Source organism: Fulvimarina thalattae (genome assembly GCF_040239565.1).
Taxonomy (GTDB): domain Bacteria; phylum Pseudomonadota; class Alphaproteobacteria; order Rhizobiales; family Rhizobiaceae; genus Fulvimarina.
This window is the reverse complement of sequence record NZ_JBEHWS010000014.1, coordinates 54,165-71,668: the sequence shown is the minus strand read 5'-3', so window position 1 is coordinate 71,668 and position 17,504 is coordinate 54,165. Positions and strand designations below refer to the sequence as shown.

General features: G+C 61.1%; 15 protein-coding genes and 1 pseudogene. 13 read left to right on the top strand and 3 right to left on the bottom strand.

From position 1 onward, the window contains the following. The first annotated feature begins 161 nt into the window (after nt 1-161). The 4 genes from ABRA89_RS16185 to ABRA89_RS16170 all read left to right on the top strand — a co-directional run bounded on the left by ABRA89_RS16185 (nt 162) and on the right by ABRA89_RS16170 (nt 5,493). Nucleotides 162-1,595 (top strand): long-chain fatty acid transporter, encoded by a 1,434-nt coding sequence (locus ABRA89_RS16185; RefSeq protein WP_349942530.1) that lies wholly within the window; start codon nt 162-164, stop codon nt 1,593-1,595. Nucleotides 1,596-1,840: 245 nt separating this feature from the next. Then, complete coding sequence (gene ilvD, locus ABRA89_RS16180) at nt 1,841-3,565, top strand: dihydroxy-acid dehydratase (RefSeq protein WP_349942529.1); 1,725 nt, start codon at nt 1,841-1,843, stop codon at nt 3,563-3,565. After that, nucleotides 3,552-4,382 (top strand): tetratricopeptide repeat protein, encoded by an 831-nt coding sequence (locus ABRA89_RS16175; RefSeq protein WP_349942528.1) that lies wholly within the window; start codon nt 3,552-3,554, stop codon nt 4,380-4,382. The genes ilvD and ABRA89_RS16175 overlap by 14 nt, the downstream gene beginning before the upstream one ends. Before the next feature lie 271 nt (nt 4,383-4,653). Next, entirely contained in the window at nt 4,654-5,493 is an 840-nt protein-coding gene (locus ABRA89_RS16170; RefSeq protein WP_349942527.1) for a zinc-dependent alcohol dehydrogenase family protein, read from the top strand. A gap of 23 nt (nt 5,494-5,516) precedes the next feature. Here the strand turns inward: ABRA89_RS16170 and xth are convergent, their stop codons facing one another. From xth to erpA, 3 genes are all read right to left on the bottom strand, one after another. After that, nucleotides 5,517-6,299 (bottom strand): exodeoxyribonuclease III, encoded by a 783-nt coding sequence (gene xth, locus ABRA89_RS16165; protein ID WP_349942526.1) that lies wholly within the window; start codon nt 6,297-6,299, stop codon nt 5,517-5,519. 3 nt (nt 6,300-6,302) lie between these two features. Continuing rightward, on the bottom strand, nt 6,303-6,641 hold the full coding sequence (locus ABRA89_RS16160; RefSeq protein WP_349942525.1) for a hypothetical protein: 339 nt from the start codon (nt 6,639-6,641) through the stop codon (nt 6,303-6,305). Between the two features lie 141 nt (nt 6,642-6,782). Next, nucleotides 6,783-7,124 (bottom strand): iron-sulfur cluster insertion protein ErpA, encoded by a 342-nt coding sequence (gene erpA, locus ABRA89_RS16155; protein WP_349942524.1) that lies wholly within the window; start codon nt 7,122-7,124, stop codon nt 6,783-6,785. A gap of 106 nt (nt 7,125-7,230) precedes the next feature. Between erpA and ABRA89_RS16150 the strand changes: the two genes are divergently transcribed. The 9 genes and pseudogenes from ABRA89_RS16150 to ABRA89_RS16110 form a co-directional block, all read left to right on the top strand. Then, nucleotides 7,231-8,448, top strand: a complete 1,218-nt coding sequence (locus ABRA89_RS16150) for a deoxyguanosinetriphosphate triphosphohydrolase (RefSeq protein ID WP_463671306.1) — start codon at nt 7,231-7,233, stop codon at nt 8,446-8,448. A gap of 80 nt (nt 8,449-8,528) precedes the next feature. Next, nucleotides 8,529-10,277: an arginine--tRNA ligase gene (argS, locus tag ABRA89_RS16145; RefSeq protein ID WP_349942570.1), complete on the top strand. Its 1,749-nt coding sequence runs from the start codon at nt 8,529-8,531 to the stop codon at nt 10,275-10,277. 84 nt (nt 10,278-10,361) lie between these two features. After that, a complete protein-coding gene (locus tag ABRA89_RS16140) occupies nt 10,362-12,632 on the top strand; it encodes an SPOR domain-containing protein (protein WP_349942522.1) in 2,271 nt (756 codons plus the stop codon). A 113-nt stretch (nt 12,633-12,745) separates the two neighbouring features. After that, complete coding sequence (nagZ, locus tag ABRA89_RS16135; RefSeq protein ID WP_349942521.1) at nt 12,746-13,768, top strand: beta-N-acetylhexosaminidase; 1,023 nt, start codon at nt 12,746-12,748, stop codon at nt 13,766-13,768. A 126-nt stretch (nt 13,769-13,894) separates the two neighbouring features. Continuing rightward, nucleotides 13,895-15,013, top strand: a complete 1,119-nt coding sequence (locus ABRA89_RS16130; RefSeq protein WP_349942520.1) for an ABC transporter ATP-binding protein — start codon at nt 13,895-13,897, stop codon at nt 15,011-15,013. A gap of 60 nt (nt 15,014-15,073) precedes the next feature. After that, entirely contained in the window at nt 15,074-15,307 is a 234-nt protein-coding gene (locus ABRA89_RS16125) for a twin-arginine translocase TatA/TatE family subunit (protein WP_349942519.1), read from the top strand. A gap of 70 nt (nt 15,308-15,377) precedes the next feature. Further along, a complete protein-coding gene (gene tatB, locus ABRA89_RS16120; RefSeq protein WP_349942518.1) occupies nt 15,378-15,848 on the top strand; it encodes a Sec-independent protein translocase protein TatB in 471 nt (156 codons plus the stop codon). Further along, nucleotides 15,845-16,648 (top strand): twin-arginine translocase subunit TatC, encoded by an 804-nt coding sequence (gene tatC, locus ABRA89_RS16115; protein WP_349942517.1) that lies wholly within the window; start codon nt 15,845-15,847, stop codon nt 16,646-16,648. Before tatB ends, tatC begins: the two co-directional genes overlap by 4 nt. Before the next feature lie 93 nt (nt 16,649-16,741). Further along, a pseudogene (locus ABRA89_RS16110) lies at nt 16,742-17,401 on the top strand (serine--tRNA ligase); the annotation flags it as partial. Nucleotides 17,402-17,504 lie beyond the last annotated feature (103 nt).

The following is a 17,504-nucleotide window of genomic DNA, read 5'->3' as shown; positions in this document are numbered from 1 at the left end:
TGGTCAAGATGTGATTGAAAAGACACAAAATATCGTGTCATAAAAGTCACGAAAGCGTTCAGCTCGGCGCATCCACCATTTTGTATTCTCCCCTTTCGAGCTAGCGTTCCGGTCATGGCAAGCTCAAGCCGATTGAAGGCGACGTGCCTAGGGGGAGAAATATGAAAACGTTCACGAAATCGATTCTCGGCGGCGCGATGGTCGCGACGCTTCTTGGCAGCTCGGCCATGGGCGCCGGTTTCCAGCGCGGAACGCCGGATACCGACATCCTTTTCGAGCCGGGCACGACGTCGCTCCGCTGGGGGATGACCTATGTTGCCCCGCAACGCGGTTTTGAAACGATCGACGGGCAGCGTGGCGATTTCGGAGATTACGTCCAGGACTACAATGTTCCGTCCTTCGCGGTCTCTTTCGGCGGAGAGAGCTTTGCCTGCTCGGTCCACTACACAGAATCCTTTGCGGCGGAAGCTGACTACACCGGCTCGCCGGGTGGCGGTCTGCCGTTTCAGAACTCTGATACCCAGAGTACCGACAATGACGACCGCATCTTCGCGTTGAATCAAGGCACTTCCGCCTATTCGCGTACGCGGACGATCGAATTCGACTCAAACGAATTCGGTAGCACTTGCCGGGCGAGTTACTCTTCTGACTACGGACGTTTTAGCGTTCTTGGTGGCATCTTCTTCGAGGACTTTAATTTCGAAGGAACGTCTCAAGGGTTCCGCAGCCTGAATGGTCAGGTTGGGCCAGCTATTGCTGGATTGCCTGCAGCCACCCAGGCTGCGATTAATGGCGCATTTGCAACTGGCGTGCAGATCACTTTGCCGACGCTTGTTAGTACAGACGTAGAAAGCGGATACGACGCAGGCTGGCGGGTCGGTGCGGCCTACGAGGTTCCTGAAATCGCACTTCGGGTGCAGGCGGTGTACCGTTCGGAAGTTGAGCATGATAATATCGTTGGCTCGGCCCGTGTTACAGCAAATCAAAGTGCTTTTGTGGCTGTTGCAGGCGAGCAGGTATCTATTCCGCTTTTCAATACTCTCGTTGATCAAGCGGGGGCCGCAGGCAGACAGCAAATTCAGCAGGCTAATCAAGCGGGACTATTCAGTGCCGCTCTCTCTGATTTGACTAGCCCCCAATATTTGGAAATCAAGGCACAGACCGGTATCGCTGAGGGCACGCTTCTCTTGGGTAGCTTCCGGTGGACGGATTGGAGTACCAATGATGCAGTGGTCAATAGCCTTATCAGTCCCGATGGAACGGTGACCTCGACTTACCAGCCCTACCAATGGCGCGACGGTTACACCGCCTCGCTCGGCATCGGCCGCGCTTTCAACGAGCAGATTTCCGGCGCGATATCGGTTGGCTACGACCGTGGTGTTTCGACCGGCGCGGAAACGACCTACACGGATCTCTACACGGTCTCGGGCGGTGTTTCCCTGAAAGGCGCGGACTGGGCGGAGCTCCGTCTCGGTGGCCTCGTCGGCTACTGGACCGACGGCGAGCAGAGCATTTCGGACGGCGCCTACTTCAACGGAACGGTTGGCGACGATGTCGTTCTTGCGGGCAATGCGAGCCTCAAGTTCACCTGGTAAGACGCTGAAATAATTCAGTTATATCAGAGCTAGAAACGCCGCGGCGGAGGCGCTCCCGTCGCGGCGTTCCGCGTTCGGCTCTCAGGAAAGATGCTCATCCGCAACACTATGGCGGCGTTGCATCGAACGGGGTCTTGGCCGCCTAAATGTGCCCCGTTGCCGCCACAAAACACCGACACTTCTTGGCTGTCTCGACCAGCGGGGGAGTCGGGATCGACAGACATGCCATTGAAGCGGGGATAAAGATGGACGCACGCGTTACCGACAAGACAAAACTGCCAAGCCGTCATGTGACGGAAGGGCCCACTCGCGCGCCGCACCGCTCATATCTTTATGCAATGGGCCTGTCGAAGGAAGAGATTCATCAGCCGCTGGTCGGCGTCGCCTCCTGCTGGAACGAGGCTGCGCCCTGCAACATTTCGTTGATGCGTCAGGCTCAGGTGGTGAAGAAGGGTGTGGCTGCCGCGAACGGCACGCCGCGCGAATTCTGCACCATCACGGTCACCGACGGCATCGCCATGGGCCATCAGGGCATGAAGTCCTCGCTGGTGTCTCGCGATCTCATCGCCGATTCGGTCGAGCTTACGATGCGCGGCCATTCCTATGATGCGCTCGTCGGACTTGCCGGCTGCGACAAATCCCTTCCGGGCATGATGATGTCGATGGTGCGCCTCAACGTACCGTCGGTCTTCATCTATGGCGGCTCCATCTTGCCGGGCACCTTCAAGGGGCGGCAGGTAACGGTGCAGGACATCTTCGAAGCTGTCGGTCAGCATTCCGTCGGCGAAATGTCGGACGAGGATCTCGACCTGATCGAGCAGGTTGCCTGTCCGTCCGCTGGCTCCTGCGGCGCCCAGTTCACGGCCAATACGATGGCGACGGTCGCAGAGGCGATCGGCCTTGCGCTGCCTTATTCCTGCGGCGCGCCTGCTCCCTACGAAATCCGCGACCGGTTCTGCTACGCCTCCGGCGAGATCGTCATGGATCTCCTGCGCCGGAACATCCGTCCACGCGACATCGTTACCCGGAAATCGCTGGAGAACGCTGCGGCCGTGGTGGCCGCGACCGGCGGCTCGACCAACGGTGCCCTGCACCTGCCGGCGATCGCCCATGAATGCGGTATCGAGTTCGATCTCTTCGACGTCGCCGAAATCTTCCGCAAGACGCCGTACATCGCCGATCTCAAGCCGGGCGGCAAATACGTCGCCAAGGACATGTTCGAGGCAGGCGGCATCCCGCTCCTGATGAAGACCATGCTGGAGCACGGCTATCTGCACGGCGACTGCATGACAGTCACCGGTCGGACCATTGCCGAGAACATGGAAAAGGTCGCCTGGAACGAGCATCAGGACGTTGTGCGCGCGGCGAACAACCCGATTACCAAGACTGGCGGCGTTGTCGGCCTCAAGGGCAACCTCGCGTCTGATGGTGCGATCGTAAAGGTCGCCGGCATGAAGAACCTCAAATTCTCCGGTCCGGCGCGTTGCTTCGATTCGGAAGAGGAATGCTTCAAGGCCGTGACGAAGCGCGACTACAAGGAAGGCGAGGTTCTCGTCATCCGCTACGAGGGCCCAAAGGGTGGCCCCGGCATGCGCGAGATGCTGCAGACCACGGCTGCGCTCTACGGCCAGGGCATGGGCGACAAGGTCGCGCTCATCACCGATGGCCGCTTCTCCGGGGCAACGCGCGGTTTCTGCATCGGCCATGTTGGGCCGGAAGCCGCTGTGGGTGGTCCGATCGGCCTCCTCAAGGACGGCGACATCATCACGATCGATGCCAATGAGGGCACGCTCGACGTGAACCTGAGCGAGGAAGAGCTCGCCGAACGCCGCAAGGCGTGGGAACCACGAGAGACCGACTACCAGTCAGGCGCGCTCTGGAAATATGCCCAGCAGGTTGGCACGGCCCGACTCGGTGCCGTCACCCATCCCGGTGGCGCAGCCGAGAAGCACTGCTATGCGGACATCTAAGCGCTTTCTCACCGCCTGCGTCGCAGGCATGCTCGTCGCGGCGGTGCCGTCGGCGAGGGCGCTCGCGCTCGATCCGAATGCAGTGGCCGATCCGAACGCCAACCCGATCGAACTCTTCGCGCACGGCTTCCAGGCCTATAAGCGCGGCGAGAAGGAAATGGCGTTTCAAAGCCTGAAATACGCCGCCGACAAGGGACATCGCGGTGCGCTTTGGAAGCTCGCCCAGATGTACGCTGATGGCGACGGCATTCCAGAGGACGATTTCGAGGCTTTCAAGATCTTCGAGAGCATCGTCCGCGAGCCTGACGAAGGTGGCGCGAATAGCGCAAACGCCGCCTATGTGGCGAGCGCCGTCGTCGCGCTTGGCGACTACATGCGCCGGGGTATTCCCGGACATGTCGAAGTCGATCTCCAGAGGGCGCGGCAGTTCTACTTTCATGCCGCGAGCTATTTCGGCAGCCCGAAGGCGCAATTTGAACTCGGCCGCATGATGCTGGAAGGCGAGGGCGGGCGGACCAACGCGAAACAGGCCGCGCGCTGGCTGAAACTCGCGGCATCCAAGGGACATATCGGTGCACAGGCGCTGCTCGGTTACCTGTTGTTCGACGGCGAGGCGATCTCGCTCAAACCGGAGCCGGTGCGCGGGCTCGCGATGCTGACCATGGCGCTGAAGCGGGCCAAGCCCGAGGATCAGGCCTGGATCAAGGGGATGCAGGAACGCGCATTCGGAATCGCCAGCGAAACGACCCGCCGGACGGCGCAGTCTTACGCCGAACAGCAGATGGCTGCCGCAAGTGGCCCGTTGATGCGAAATTAGGGAAATACGGGAGTGCGAAGCCGTAGGCGAGCACCCCGTTTCCCGTAATATTCATCGCCGCCATCGGTCTGTTCCCGACGCGGCATCTATCTCGTCCGCTTTCTTGTTCCTCCGGGGCAATCGCGGCGAACCTAGACAAATCGCACCAGACGAGAACGTCGGTTAGAGATGCGGGCATGTTCAACGTCATCGCCCACGAGTTCGGTGCGCCCGAAAAGTTTTAACCTGCCTGCCTGCCGATAGACCCGATCCTCTTGAGGGCGCGGTTCTGGTGCGGATTGTAGCGAGCGCCATCAATCCGTCGGACCTCATCCCCGTGACGGGCGCATACCGGTCTCGAACGAAGCTGCCCTTCGTGCCGGGCTTTGATGGCGTCGGTGTCGTTTCCGAAGTCGGACCGTACGCTGGTTCGGAACTCCTCGGTCGCCGCGTGCTTCCACTCGGGTCGGCGGGCAATTGGTCGACCTGGAAGGTTCTGCCCGCGAACTGGTGCGTCATCGTTCCGGACGACATCACCGACGAAGAGGCGGCGGTCGCTTACGTCAATCCGTTGACAGCGAGACTGATGTTCAAGGCGATTGAGCCTGAACCCGGCCAGCTGATCGGCATCACCGCCGCAGCCTCGACCATAGGGCGAATGCTGATCCGCCTCCTACACGCGGCAGGCGCTGAGCCCATCGCGATCGTTCGCAGCGAACATTCCCGGCAGGCCCTGCGAAATGAGTCTGTAAAGGTTGTTGAGGAAGGCGTCCCACTCCCGACCCTCGATGCGGGTCTCGATGCAGTGGGCGGGCTTGCCGGCTCGCGCCTGATGGCTGCGATCAAGCCCGGTGGCATCTTGCTTCACTACGGGCTTCTTTCCGGGCAACCGCTCACCAGTGAGCTCATGGAGAAATCCAGGATCAGGCTGAAACTGTTCCGACTTCGCGATTGGGTGCATGCGTCGCCTCGCTCCGCTCTTCGGGCGGCGATGGCCGAGGTGTTCGAAGACATCAGGGCTGGCCTCTCGGCCTCGCCTATTGCGGCGAACTACAAGCTGGCGGAGTTTCAGGAGGCACTCCGCCACAATGCAAGTCCCGGAAGAAGAGGGAAGATACTCCTGCGTCCCTAGGGTGTGAAGAGACGCATCGCCCGTCAGACCGAAAGTTCCGCCAAAATCGGCACGTGGTCCGATGGCTTCTCCCAGCTGCGCACCTGCTTGTCGATGCCGACGGAGCAGAGCGCGATCTGGGCTTCGGGTGACAGCATGAGATGGTCGATGCGAATGCCATTGTTCTTCTGCCAGGCGCCGGCCTGATAATCCCAGAACGTGTAGATCTCGGCGCGGTCATCGGTGAGGCGAAGGGCATCGGCGAAACCGAGATGAACGAGGCGCCGCAGATTGCCGCGTGATTCGGGCTGGAAGAGTGCGTCGTCCAGCCAGGCCTTGGGATTGTGCACGTCCTCGGGCTGCGGAATGACATTGTAGTCGCCGGCCAGAATGAGCCGCTCTTCCTTTGCCAGAAGAGCGCCGGCATGACGTTCAAGCCGGTCCATCCAGGCGAGCTTGTAGTCGAATTTCTCCGTGCCCAGAGGATTGCCGTTCGGCAGATAGATCGAGGCGACGCGCAGCGGGCCGCCTGAAGTCTGCCAGAGCCCTTCGATGTAACGCGCCTGCTCGTCGCTTTCGTCGCCCGGAAGCCCGCGCGTCACGCGTTCCGGCTTTTCCTTCGAAAGAAGCGCGACGCCGTTGAAGCCCTTCTGGCCGTGCGTCTCGACATGATAGCCGAGGTCTTCGAGCGCCTTCCTTGGAAAGCCTTCGTCCTGGCTCTTGATCTCCTGAAGGCATGCGATGTCCGGATCGCGCTCTTTCAGCCAAGCCGTGAGCCCGTCGATGCGCGCCTTGATGCCGTTGATGTTCCAGGATGCGATCAGCACGTCTCAGACCTCGCCGTTCAGAATGGTCGAGAGATAGCGCGATTCATCGGGTTCTGTCGTCATCATGGTCTCAATAAAGGCTCGACGTTCGAAATCGATCACCGCGGCCTCCCAAACGCAGACCATCAGCTCGGTATCTTCGACGCGCACGAACTCCGTCGGGGCGGTGAGGGCAGAACGCAGGTTGGCCTGTTTGAGACTGTCGCCGAAAACCCAGCGATCGATCAGTAGCCAATTGGCGTGTTCGCCGAAATGCAAAATCACGAAGCCGAGACCGGCTTCGTCATCTGACTGTTCGACACGAGGCAGCTTCTTGGCGGCCGTCTTCACTGCGGCCTCCACGATCGCGGTGTCTTTCGCGCGCCCCGGACCGAGAATCGAATAGACTTTCAGATGAAAACCGCGGACCTCCCGGTTCCCGAGATAAGAAACGGGGCGCGGTGAATAAACCGCTCCCGCCCGTCGAGCCGAAGTCACCCTCGATCAGATCGAAAAGCTGGTGCCGCAGCCGCAGCTTGCGACGGCATTCGGGTTCCTGATCTGGAAGCTCTGGCCCATCAGGTCGTCCACGAAATCGATCACCGAGCCATCGAGATAGACGACCGAAATCTGGTCGATCACCACCCGCGCACCGTCGCGCTCCAGAACGAGGTCATCGGCTTCGGTCTCGTCGGTCAGATCGTACTTATAGGAAAAGCCGGAACAGCCGCCGCCTTCCACCGAAACGCGCAGGGACTTCGCCTCCGGCGATTTCGACAGGATGGTCGCAATCCGCTTCACCGCGTTGTCGGAGAGAGTGACGGGTTGAGAGAGTGTCTCGCTCATTGGGGTCGATCGAGGTCGGGTTGAAAGCCCGCCGCGCTCCTTGTTCAAGTGTGATGCGAAAGGTAATAACGCCGCCAGCCTTGGTCAATCACGGCACGAAATGATGATGACATCACAATCGAGCCGACCCGAGAAGACGATCGGCATGGGCCGCGAGCCTATCAGCCCTTACGCTGTCGACCACCGGTACAGCCGTGGCAGGGTTTACGAAGAGCCTGAAAGCGCCACCCGTACGGCCTATCAGCGCGACCGGGACCGGATCGTCCACTCGACCGCCTTTCGCCGGCTCAAGCACAAGACCCAGGTCTTCGTTGCAACCGAAGCCGACCATTACCGCACACGCCTCACGCATACGATCGAAGTCAGCCAGATCGCGCGGGCTTTCGCGAGAGCGCTGCGGCTCGACGAGGATCTCACCGAGGCGGTGGCGCTGGTTCACGACTTCGGCCATCCGCCCTTCGGCCACGCCGGCGAGCGTGCACTGCACCGGTCGATGGAGCCCTATGGCGGCTTCGATCACAATGCGCAGGCTCTGCGAATCGTGACGGTGCTGGAGCAGCGCTATGCGGAATTCGACGGGCTCAACCTGTCCTGGGAAACCCTCGAAGGGCTGGTGAAGCACAACGGTCCATTGTGTGGTCCGCTCGCCACCGAAGCTTTGCCTCAACCGGTCGAGGCGTTCGACGCCGTGTTTCCGCTCGACCTCGAACGCCACGCGAGCCTTGAAGCGCAGTGCGCCGCGATTGCCGACGACATCGCCTATAACACCCACGATCTCGACGACGGGCTGAGAGCGGGGCTAATCGATCTCGACGACCTGCGCGATCTTTCCCTTGCCGGCTCGATCTTGCGGGAGATCGAGGCGCGCTATCCGAGCCTTTCAAAAGGCCGGCTCGCCAATGAAATAATGCGTCGTCACATCACCCGCATGGTCGAGGATGTGATCGAGACCTCTCTGCGGGAGCTGGATCGGATCGATCCGGCAAGCCCCGACGCAGTGAGAGATGCGGGGAGTACGATCGTCGCCTTCTCCGCGGCGATGCGCGAGGCGGTCGATGAAACCCGGCGTTTCCTTTTCCAGCGCGTCTACCGGGCGGACAGTGTTTCGGCCGTGATGCGCTCCGCAGAAACTGTCGTCGAACAGCTCTTCCAGCGCTTTCTCGCCGAGCCAGGTCACCTGCCGGCCGAATGGTCGAAGGAAATCCAGCTCATGGAAACGGACAAGCGCGCACGCCGCATTGCCGACTATCTATCCGGCATGACCGACACCTACGCGCTCGGCGAACATCGCCGCCTGTTTGACCAGACCCCGCGTTTGGGCTAGCCGCCGCGTCATATCCGCATTGACTTGAACCCAAGGCCACCGGACAACCCGGCCGTCTTTCTTTTGCGCTTGAGCCCATGATGAACATGTTCGCCGATTTCGAAACGCGGGTCAGGGCCGCCGTTTCGACCGTCCTGACCGATCTCGGCCACGCTGTGCCCGATCTGGAAAGGGTTACGGTCGAGCCCCCGCGCGATCCTGCCCATGGCGATCTCGCAACCAATGCCGCCATGGTGCTCGCCAAGCCCATGGGGCTGAAGCCGCGCGATCTGGCGGAGAAGATCGCGGAAAAGCTGGGCGAGGACGAGGATATCGCTTCAGTCGAGATCGCGGGCCCCGGCTTCATCAACATGCGGCTCGCACCTGCCTTCTGGCCACGCCATCTGGGTGTTCTGCTGGATGCGCGTCTTGATTACGGACGCGGCGCGCCGACGGGTCGGAAGATCAATGTCGAATATGTTTCCGCCAACCCGACCGGGCCGATGCATGTCGGCCATTGCCGGGGCGCGGTCGTCGGCGATGCGATCGCCCGGCTTCTCGCGTTTTCTGGCGAGGAAGTCACCAAGGAATATTACGTCAACGATGCCGGCGAGCAGATCGGCGTTCTCGCGCGGTCCGCTTTTTTGCGCTACCGCGAAGCTCTCGGCGAGGATGTAGGTGCGATCCCGGAGGGGCTTTATCCAGGCGACTATCTGAAGCCGCTCGGCCGATCACTGGCAGACGAATTCGGCGAGAGCCTTCGCGAGAAACCCCAGGCCGAATGGGAGCCGATCGTTCGTGACCGGGCGATCGACGCCATGATGGACATGATCCGCGACGACCTGAAGACCCTCGGCATACAGCACGAAGTCTTCTTCTCCGAGCGGACCCTCCACGATGCCGATGGCGGCAAGATTGCCAACGCGATCTCCGATCTGGAAGAGAAGGGCTACGTCTATCGCGGTGCACTGCCGCCGCCCAAGGGCAAGCCGCAGGACGATTGGGAAGATCGGGAACAGACGCTCCTGCGCTCGACGGCTGTCGGCGACGATCAGGACAGGCCGCTCGTCAAGTCGAATGGGCTCTTCACCTATTTCGCGGCCGACGTCGCCTATTTTCGCGACAAGTACGAGCGCGGGTTTTCCGAGATGATTTTCGTTCTCGGGGCCGATCACTCCGGTTACGTGAAACGCCTGGAGGCCGTCGCCAAGGCAATCTCGGGCGGAGAGGCAAAGGCGACCGTCATCCTTTGCCAACTCGTCAAGCTCTATCGGGACGGCGAGCCGGTGAAGATGTCGAAGCGTTCGGGCGACTTCGTCACGCTGGCCGACGTGGTGGAAGAGGTGGGCCGCGATCCCGTCCGCTTCATGATGCTCTATCGCAAGAGCGATGCGCCGCTCGACTTCGACTTCCAGAAGGTGACCGAGCAGTCGAAGGACAACCCGGTCTTCTACGTTCAGTACGCCCATGCTCGGGCGCATTCGATCTTCCGGCAGGCGCGGGAGTCAGGCTTCGAGGTTTCGATCGGCGATTCGACCACCGCTGACCTCGACCTGCTCGACGACGAAGGCGAGACGGCTCTCATCAAGAAGCTCGCCGAGTTCCCGCGCGTCGTCCAGTCTGCGGCGAGCGCCCGCGAGCCGCATCGGCTCGCCTTCTATCTTTATGATCTCGCCTCGGCGTTTCACGGACAATACAATCGCGGTAAAGACTTGCCGCAGTTACGCTTTGTTAATCCTGAGTCGCCAAAGTCTAGCTTGGCCCGGCTGGCATTGGTGGATGCCGTGGCGACTGTCATTCGATCGGGTCTCGACATCATCGGTGCCGAAGCCCCTGAGGAAATGCGTTAGTCGATCACGCTTTAGCCAACTTCGTCTTCTAGCCCTCTCGATAAGCACGTTGAGGGGCGTGCCGGGTATAGATGGGGATGATCGATGGACGATAGATCGGGAGCCGAACGGGGACCATCCGAGTTTGCGGATGCCCACGAGGACGATCCGTTCGCCGAACTCGCCAAGCTGATTGAAGAACCCTGGGGCGCGCCGGTCGCTAAGCCGGCACCCAAGGCCGAACCGGTTTCGGACGTTGCTGAGCCTCAGCCGGAGCCGGTATTCGAGAGCGTCGTTGGAGACGAACGGATGCTCGACGAGGGCGACTCGCCCGCCGAATCAGTAGCTAACGACGTCACGCTCGAAACGGCTTCTTCCGACGAAGACACGGTTGCCGAAGAGTCCCCTGCGGCAGCCGAACCCGAGATGGCTGTCTCCGAAATCGATTCTGAAGAATTCTCCTCGCTGGAAGGCGACCTGTCTGGAATCGAAGATGCGATCGCGGAGGAGCTGGCGGAGCCTGTTGAGGCCGCCGAAGAGCCCGTCGCTGCTCACCAACTTGCATCCGAACTGAAGCCCGCGCACCAGGAACTGCTGGCTGCAGAAGACGCGGTTGCCATAGACGTTCCATCGAAAGACGAGCAGGATTTCGGGCTCGATGGTTTGATTGCCAGCGAACTCGACGCCGAACTCGCAAGCTTCGCCGACGATCTAGAGACTGAGGCCGCCGAGCCTGCGGCTGAAGCGGTTGCGCCCGTGGAGCCTGTTGCTCCGGCAAAGCCGGCGGCTCGCCCCTATTTCGGTGCGGCCATGTTCTCGCAACACCCGGCCTCCACCTCGGCCAAGCCGCAGCCGACACAAGTCGAAGAGCCTGTGCTCGAGCCGCTCGCCATGACAAGCGAGAAGAATTCCGAAGCAACGCCTGCGGATGATGGCTTCGATGCCGAATTTGCGATGGCGCTTGAAGGGCTGTCCGCCCCGGCTGATCCGTTGGCTGGAAAGGTTCGCAAGACCGAAGCCTTCGCGCCCGAACGCAAGGTTGAAGAAGAAAAGGTCGAGAGCGTCTTCGACGATTTCGATACGCTTCTGGCCAGCGAAATGGCAACGCTCAATCTCGACAAGACCGCTCAGGCGACTGCTGAGGCCGAGGCTGATCAGCCTGAGCCCGCCGTCACTGAGGCAGAGCCCGCCGCTGCCGAACACGATTCGATCGACGAAGAGCCTCTGCCCCGGATTTTGTCGACCTTCTCGGCCAACGCAGAGGCTGCGGAGGCCCGTTATGCGACCCGCTCCGGCCGGTTCGAAAATGGACTGCCCTACCGCAAGATCGCGGCGGGCCTCTTCGGAGTCGCGCTTCTGAGTGGTGCCAGCATGTTCGTGCTTGGCGGTTCCGGCGAAGGCTCGGGTTCGTCCGAGCCGCTGATCGTCAAGGCTGACGCCGACCCCGTGAAGATCGCGCCGCCCAATCCCGGCGGCAGGCAGGTCGCCAACCAGCATCGCGCGACTTACGAGAAGGTCGCGAACGCGGATGCCGATGGCGGAGCGCCTCAGGAATCCCTGCTCTCGGCAGCGGAAAAGCCGATCAATCTTCAGCAGGAAGCGCCCGAGAGCTACGAAAACCTTCCTGGTGTCCAGTCGTCGGCCTTCGCGGTTGCGATGAGCGATACCAAGCCGGCCTCCGCCGAGCCGACGCTTCAGCCGCGTCGCGTGCGGACGGTGACGGTTCTTCCGGACGGGACTATCGTCACCAACAAGGAAACGGAATCGATAGAGCCAACCAAGGCGCTCATCGAGGCTGCATCGCGTCCGCTCGACGCACGGCAGACGCTGGGCGGCATTGCTTCTGCTTCGAGCGATCATGCGACGAACGGCCAGGCAACACTGGCAGGTTCCGCCGATCTTGCAGCGATCGAGGCAATGGCCAACGGTTCCGCTTCGGATGAAGCCGCGGCTGACACACCCGAGCTCGTTGGAGAGCCGGCGCCGAACGTCCCGGTTCCATCAATGAAGCCGAACGTTTCGCAGAGGCCGCAGCAAGTCGCTTCACTCCAGTCTGCCGAGCAGACGGCAAGTATAGCCGCACCGTCGCCCGCAACTGTTTCGGCCGCTGAGTCGGCGCCGGCTCCGGGTTCTGACGCCTGGTACGTCCAGTTGTCATCGCAGCCCAATGCGGAAGCTGCCAAGGCGTCGGCCCAGACTGCGTCTTCGCGTTACGGGAACATCATCTCCGGCCGCCAGATGGTTATCCAGACCGCGGACATTCCGGGCAAGGGCACCTACCACCGTGTCCGTCTCGCCGCGTCGTCGAAGCAGGAAGCGATCGATCTTTGCGAACAGATGAAATCAGCCGGCGGAAGCTGCTACGTTTCGCGCTGATTGCATCGAGCGTCGGCGGTCTCGGGGCCGTTGGCCACAGGTTAGCTTCAGGCCCTAATATGACCATCGAAATTTCGCTCGATCAACGAGGCGAAGCGAGGACGGAGTCAGCGATGAGCGACGCCAAATCATGGATCGCCGCGCCGCTCGGCCTCGAACCGAGCCGCGAGGAGCGCAGTTTTTTCCAGGGCGAGCGGCCCTGGGGATTCATTCTGTTCGCCCGCAATATCGAAGGGCCGTCACAGTTGACGGAACTGGTCGAGATGCTGAAGGAGATCGGCGGCCGGGAGACGACGCCGATCTTCATCGATCAGGAGGGTGGACGCATCCGCCGCCTGACGCCGCCGCTTGCACCGAACCGACCGGCGCCGCGGTTGATCGGCGATCTCTATCGCGAAGATCGCGAGGCTGGTCAGCGCCTGGCCTTTCTCCATGGGCGCCTCCTGGCCGCCGATCTCATGCGCTACGGCATCAATGCCGACTGCATTCCATGCATAGACGTTCCGGTAGAGGGCGCACACGATATCATCGGCGACAGGGCGCTCAGCAACAATCCAGAGGATGTCGCCGTGCTTGGGCGGGCTATGGCGGAAGGCGCGATCGCCGGCGGCGTGCTGCCTGTCGTCAAACATATGCCAGGCCACGGTCGGGGCAGGGCGGACTCCCACAAGGAACTGCCGGTCGTCGATGCAAAGCATCATGAGCTCGCAAAGCGCGACTTCCTGCCCTTTGCCGAACTCTCCGATATGCCCTGCGCCATGAGCGCGCACATTCTCTTCAGCGATATCGATCCGAAACGTCCCGCGACATTATCTCCTGTAGTAATAGGTGACGTCATTCGCGGCGAAATCGGGTTCGACGGCCTTCTGATGACCGACGATATCTCGATGAAAGCGCTCAAGGGTCCGTACGAAGAGCGAGCCCGTGAAGCGATCGAAGCAGGCTGTGACGTGGTTCTCCACTGCAACGGCGATATGGATGAGATGCTGTCCCTCGTGCGCGGCGTTCCGGTTTTCGATGGTGATGCCCGCCGCCGGGCTGTTCGAGCCGAAAGCTATCTCGTCCGACCGAAGGATATCGAGCAGCTCGAGGCGATGACCGACGAGTACGACCGGCTTCTCTCCGTTCTCGTCTGATCTGCGCGTGGTCTGACCGTTTGTGCGCGTCTTGCGGAAGCGCCGGCGAATGGTTACCGACTTGCCGGAAGGCCCGTGCCAATCGGATTGGGCGGGCGATCAATCGCTTCGGGACGTACCGGAATCGTGCTTTCTCGCGTCAAGACCATTGTACCGCTCTCGCCTGCGGCTCGCACCAGTGCGGGCGTCAGCTTCGCGGCCAATCTCACCTTCGAGAACGTCAAGCACAATTTCGGCTCGAAGGAAGTGTTGTGCGGCATCGACCTGACGGCCGAGGCCGGCAACATTCTTTGCCTTCTTGGACCCTCCGGCTCCGGCAAGACGACGCTTTTGAGGATTGCCGCCGGGATCGAGCGCCAGAGCGAAGGCCGCCTCATGATCAATGGGCGCGAAATGGCGGGGCCGGATCAGTTCGTGCCGCCGGAGCGCCGTGGCGTCGGCCTGATGTTTCAGGACTACGCTCTGTTTCCCCACATGACGCTTCTGAAGAACGTCGCCTTCGGTCTTTCCGGGCTTTCTTCAGCGGCGGCCAAGCGTGCGGCGGGCTCTGCCCTGGAGCGGGTCGGTCTTTCCGATCGTGGCAACCAGTATCCGCACATGCTTTCGGGCGGCGAGCAGCAGCGGGTCGCCCTCGCACGCGCCCTCGCGCCGCGTCCGTCCGTCCTTCTGATGGATGAGCCGTTCTCCGGTCTCGACAGCCGGCTGAAGGACGTGATTCGCACCGATACGCTGCAAATTCTCCGCGAGACGCGTGCGACCGCGATCGTCGTCACCCACGATGCCGAAGAAGCGATGCGGATGGGTGACAAGATTGCCCTTCTTCGCGATGGGCGTCTCGTCCAGACTGGAACGGGTGGCGACCTCTATCGCCATCCGGCCGATCTCTTTGCCGCAGGGTTCTTTTCCGAACTCAACGTCATCGATGCCGAAGCGCAGAGCGGGCGCGTCGTGACCGCGCTTGGACCTGTCGCGGATACCGACAAATCCAACGGAACCAAGCTGACGGTTGCACTGCGACTCACCGGATTGCGGCTCGGCGAAGGCGATGCGGGTGTCTTCGGACGTATCGTCTCACGCCGGTTCCTTGGCGGCGTCGATCTTTTCACGGTTGCCGTCGAAGGCATCGACGAGCCCTTGCGTTCGCGCATGCGGGCCGGCATCGTTCCCGAAAAGTGCCGTGATGTAGTTGTATCGGTCGACGCGCAGGACGTGATCGTGTTTGAAAAAGACGTCGGCGATCGTTAGTTAGGACAGACAAGGTTTTGGCAGCTGAGCATAAGTGCTCGGGCGTACGGAGAGTTCTTCATGGGTAGCTTCAGCATCTGGCACTGGCTGATCGTTCTGGCGGTCGTGCTTCTGCTCTTCGGGCGCGGCAAGATTCCCGAGCTGATGGGTGATGTCGCCAAGGGCATCAAGAACTTCAAGAAGGGCATGAACGACGACGACGAGTCCACGCAGGCTCAGGAGCGTCGTGGTCTGGACGACCAGTCGGGTCAGACCGTCCAGCACGAGACGAAGACCGACAAGACGACCGTCTGATCCATCCCGCTTTGAGGGCGCGCACGGCGGCGGAAGGTTTCCGCCGCTCTAGCCGCGTCGAGGACTGACCATGTTTCCCGATATCGGCTGGACCGAGATGATGGTCGTGGCGGTCGTTCTGATCGTCGTCGTCGGTCCGAAGGATCTGCCGGGCATGTTGCGCACATTCGGCCGCGCCATGAAACAGATGCGTTCGATGGCTGGCGACTTCCGCAAGCAGTTCGACGAGGCTCTGAAGGAAGCCGAACTCGACGAGGTCAGGAAGTCCGTCGATGATGTTCGCGGGCTGGATCCGCGTCGGCAGGTTCGCGAAGCGATGAAGCCGATGAAAGACATCGGCGACGACATCCGCTCCTCGGTTCGCTCTGCCACCCAGATGCCGGATAACCGCGTCGAGACGGCGGGCAAGAAGCCAAGCGCCGACAGCCCAGCCAAAACGTCCGCGACGAAATCTGAGTTGGCCGAGCCTGCGCCTGCTGCGGAAGATGGCGCCAAGAGTGGCGGTGCCTCTGAGGACAATTCGATGGAGCGGACATCGTGAGCGCTTCCAACGACGATATCGACGCCTCCTCGGCGCCTCTCATCGAGCACCTGATCGAGCTGAGGCAGCGCCTCGTGCGCTCCATCATCGGATTCTTTCTCGCTTTCATCGTCTGCTTCTTCTTCGCCAAGGAGCTCTTCAATCTGCTCGTCGTCCCGTATCAGACGGCGTTCGACTGGTCGGGCATCCCGACGGAGCAGGCCCGTTTCATCTACACCGCGCCCCAGGAATTCTTCTTCACGCAGGTGAAGATAGCCGCTTTCGGCGGCTTCTTCCTGGCATTCCCGCTCATCGCGGCGCAGGTCTACAAGTTTGTCGCACCCGGCCTTTACAAGAACGAGCGCGGGGCGTTTCTGCCCTTTTTGATCGCGACTCCGATCCTCTTCCTGCTTGGCGCATCGCTGGTCTATTTCTTCTTCACGCCAATGGTGATGTGGTTCTTCCTCTCCATGCAGCAGTCCGGTGGGGATGGGCAGGCGATCATCGAGCTTCTGCCGAGCGTGTCGGAATATCTTTCGCTGATCATGACGCTGATCTTCGCATTCGGCCTGGTCTTCCAGCTGCCGGTCGTCGCGACGCTTCTTGTTCGCGCCGGGCTGACGACTGCGAACGGCCTTGCAGGTAAGCGCAAATATGCGATCGTGATTGCCTTTATCGTCGCGGCTGTGATCACGCCTCCCGATCCGCTCTCCCAGATCGGTCTTGCCGTTCCGACGATCCTTCTCTACGAGTTCTCCATTCTCGCAGCACGCTACATCGAGAGAAAGCGCGCGCGGGAAGTCGGCGAGGCCGGAGCCTAGAAACTTCCTTTCTCTGCGTCCGAAGGTGAAACGCGAAGAGCATCAGGCTTTGAGCGATCGGTCCTCGTCAGCGATAAAGCGGAACGAGAGAAAATGATCGATATCAGGTGGATACGCGACAATCCTAATAAACTGGATGAAGCGCTTAAAGCGCGTGGGGCAAAGCCCGCTTCCATCGATCTGATAAAGCTCGACGAGAAGCGCCGCGATCATCTCAAGGTTCTGCAGGAGCTGCAGGCCCGCCGCAACGATGCCTCCAAGGCGATCGGAAAGGCCAAGGGATCCGGCGACGATGCCAAGGCGCAGGAGCTGATCGACGAGGTCGCGAAGATCAAGGCCGAACTCCAGGCCGGTGAGGCCGAAGAGCGCCGGATCGACGCCGCTCTTCGCGATGCGCTCTCGCGTTTGCCGAACGTTCCCCTTGAGGATGTGCCTGTCGGCGCGGACGAAGATGACAATGTCGAGCTCCGCAAGGTCGGCGAGAAGCCGAGCTTCGCCTTTAAGCCGAAGGAGCATTACGAGCTCGGAGAAGCCCTTGGCCTCATGGATTTCGAGCTGGCCGGCAAGATTTCCGGTTCACGCTTCAATGTTTTGCGCGGCGAGCTGGCGCGGCTCGAACGCGCTCTCGGCCAGTTCATGCTGAATCTTCATATCGGCGAGCATGGCTATGAGGAGGTGCAGCCGCCCGTTCTGGTCCGCAACGACGCCATGTACGGCACGTCCCAGCTACCGAAATTCGGCGAGGACCTTTTCATCGGTGCCTCGATGACGGGACGCGCCCAGCAGACCGACGAGGTACTCGAATACTATACGCGCGCCGAGGATATCGAACGCCTGAAGAAGGGTGAGATCGAAC

Coding starts and splice junctions, on each gene's coding strand:
- ABRA89_RS16185 (WP_349942530.1), top strand. CDS start 162: ATGAAAACGTTCACGAAATCGATTCTCGGCGGCGCGATGGTCGCGACG.
- ilvD (WP_349942529.1), top strand. CDS start 1,841: ATGGACGCACGCGTTACCGACAAGACAAAACTGCCAAGCCGTCATGTG.
- ABRA89_RS16175 (WP_349942528.1), top strand. CDS start 3,552: ATGCGGACATCTAAGCGCTTTCTCACCGCCTGCGTCGCAGGCATGCTC.
- erpA (WP_349942524.1), bottom strand. CDS start 7,124: ATGAGCGAGACACTCTCTCAACCCGTCACTCTCTCCGACAACGCGGTG.
- ABRA89_RS16150 (WP_463671306.1), top strand. CDS start 7,231: ATGACATCACAATCGAGCCGACCCGAGAAGACGATCGGCATGGGCCGC.
- argS (WP_349942570.1), top strand. CDS start 8,529: ATGAACATGTTCGCCGATTTCGAAACGCGGGTCAGGGCCGCCGTTTCG.
- ABRA89_RS16140 (WP_349942522.1), top strand. CDS start 10,362: ATGGACGATAGATCGGGAGCCGAACGGGGACCATCCGAGTTTGCGGAT.
- nagZ (WP_349942521.1), top strand. CDS start 12,746: ATGAGCGACGCCAAATCATGGATCGCCGCGCCGCTCGGCCTCGAACCG.
- ABRA89_RS16125 (WP_349942519.1), top strand. CDS start 15,074: ATGGGTAGCTTCAGCATCTGGCACTGGCTGATCGTTCTGGCGGTCGTG.
- tatB (WP_349942518.1), top strand. CDS start 15,378: ATGTTTCCCGATATCGGCTGGACCGAGATGATGGTCGTGGCGGTCGTT.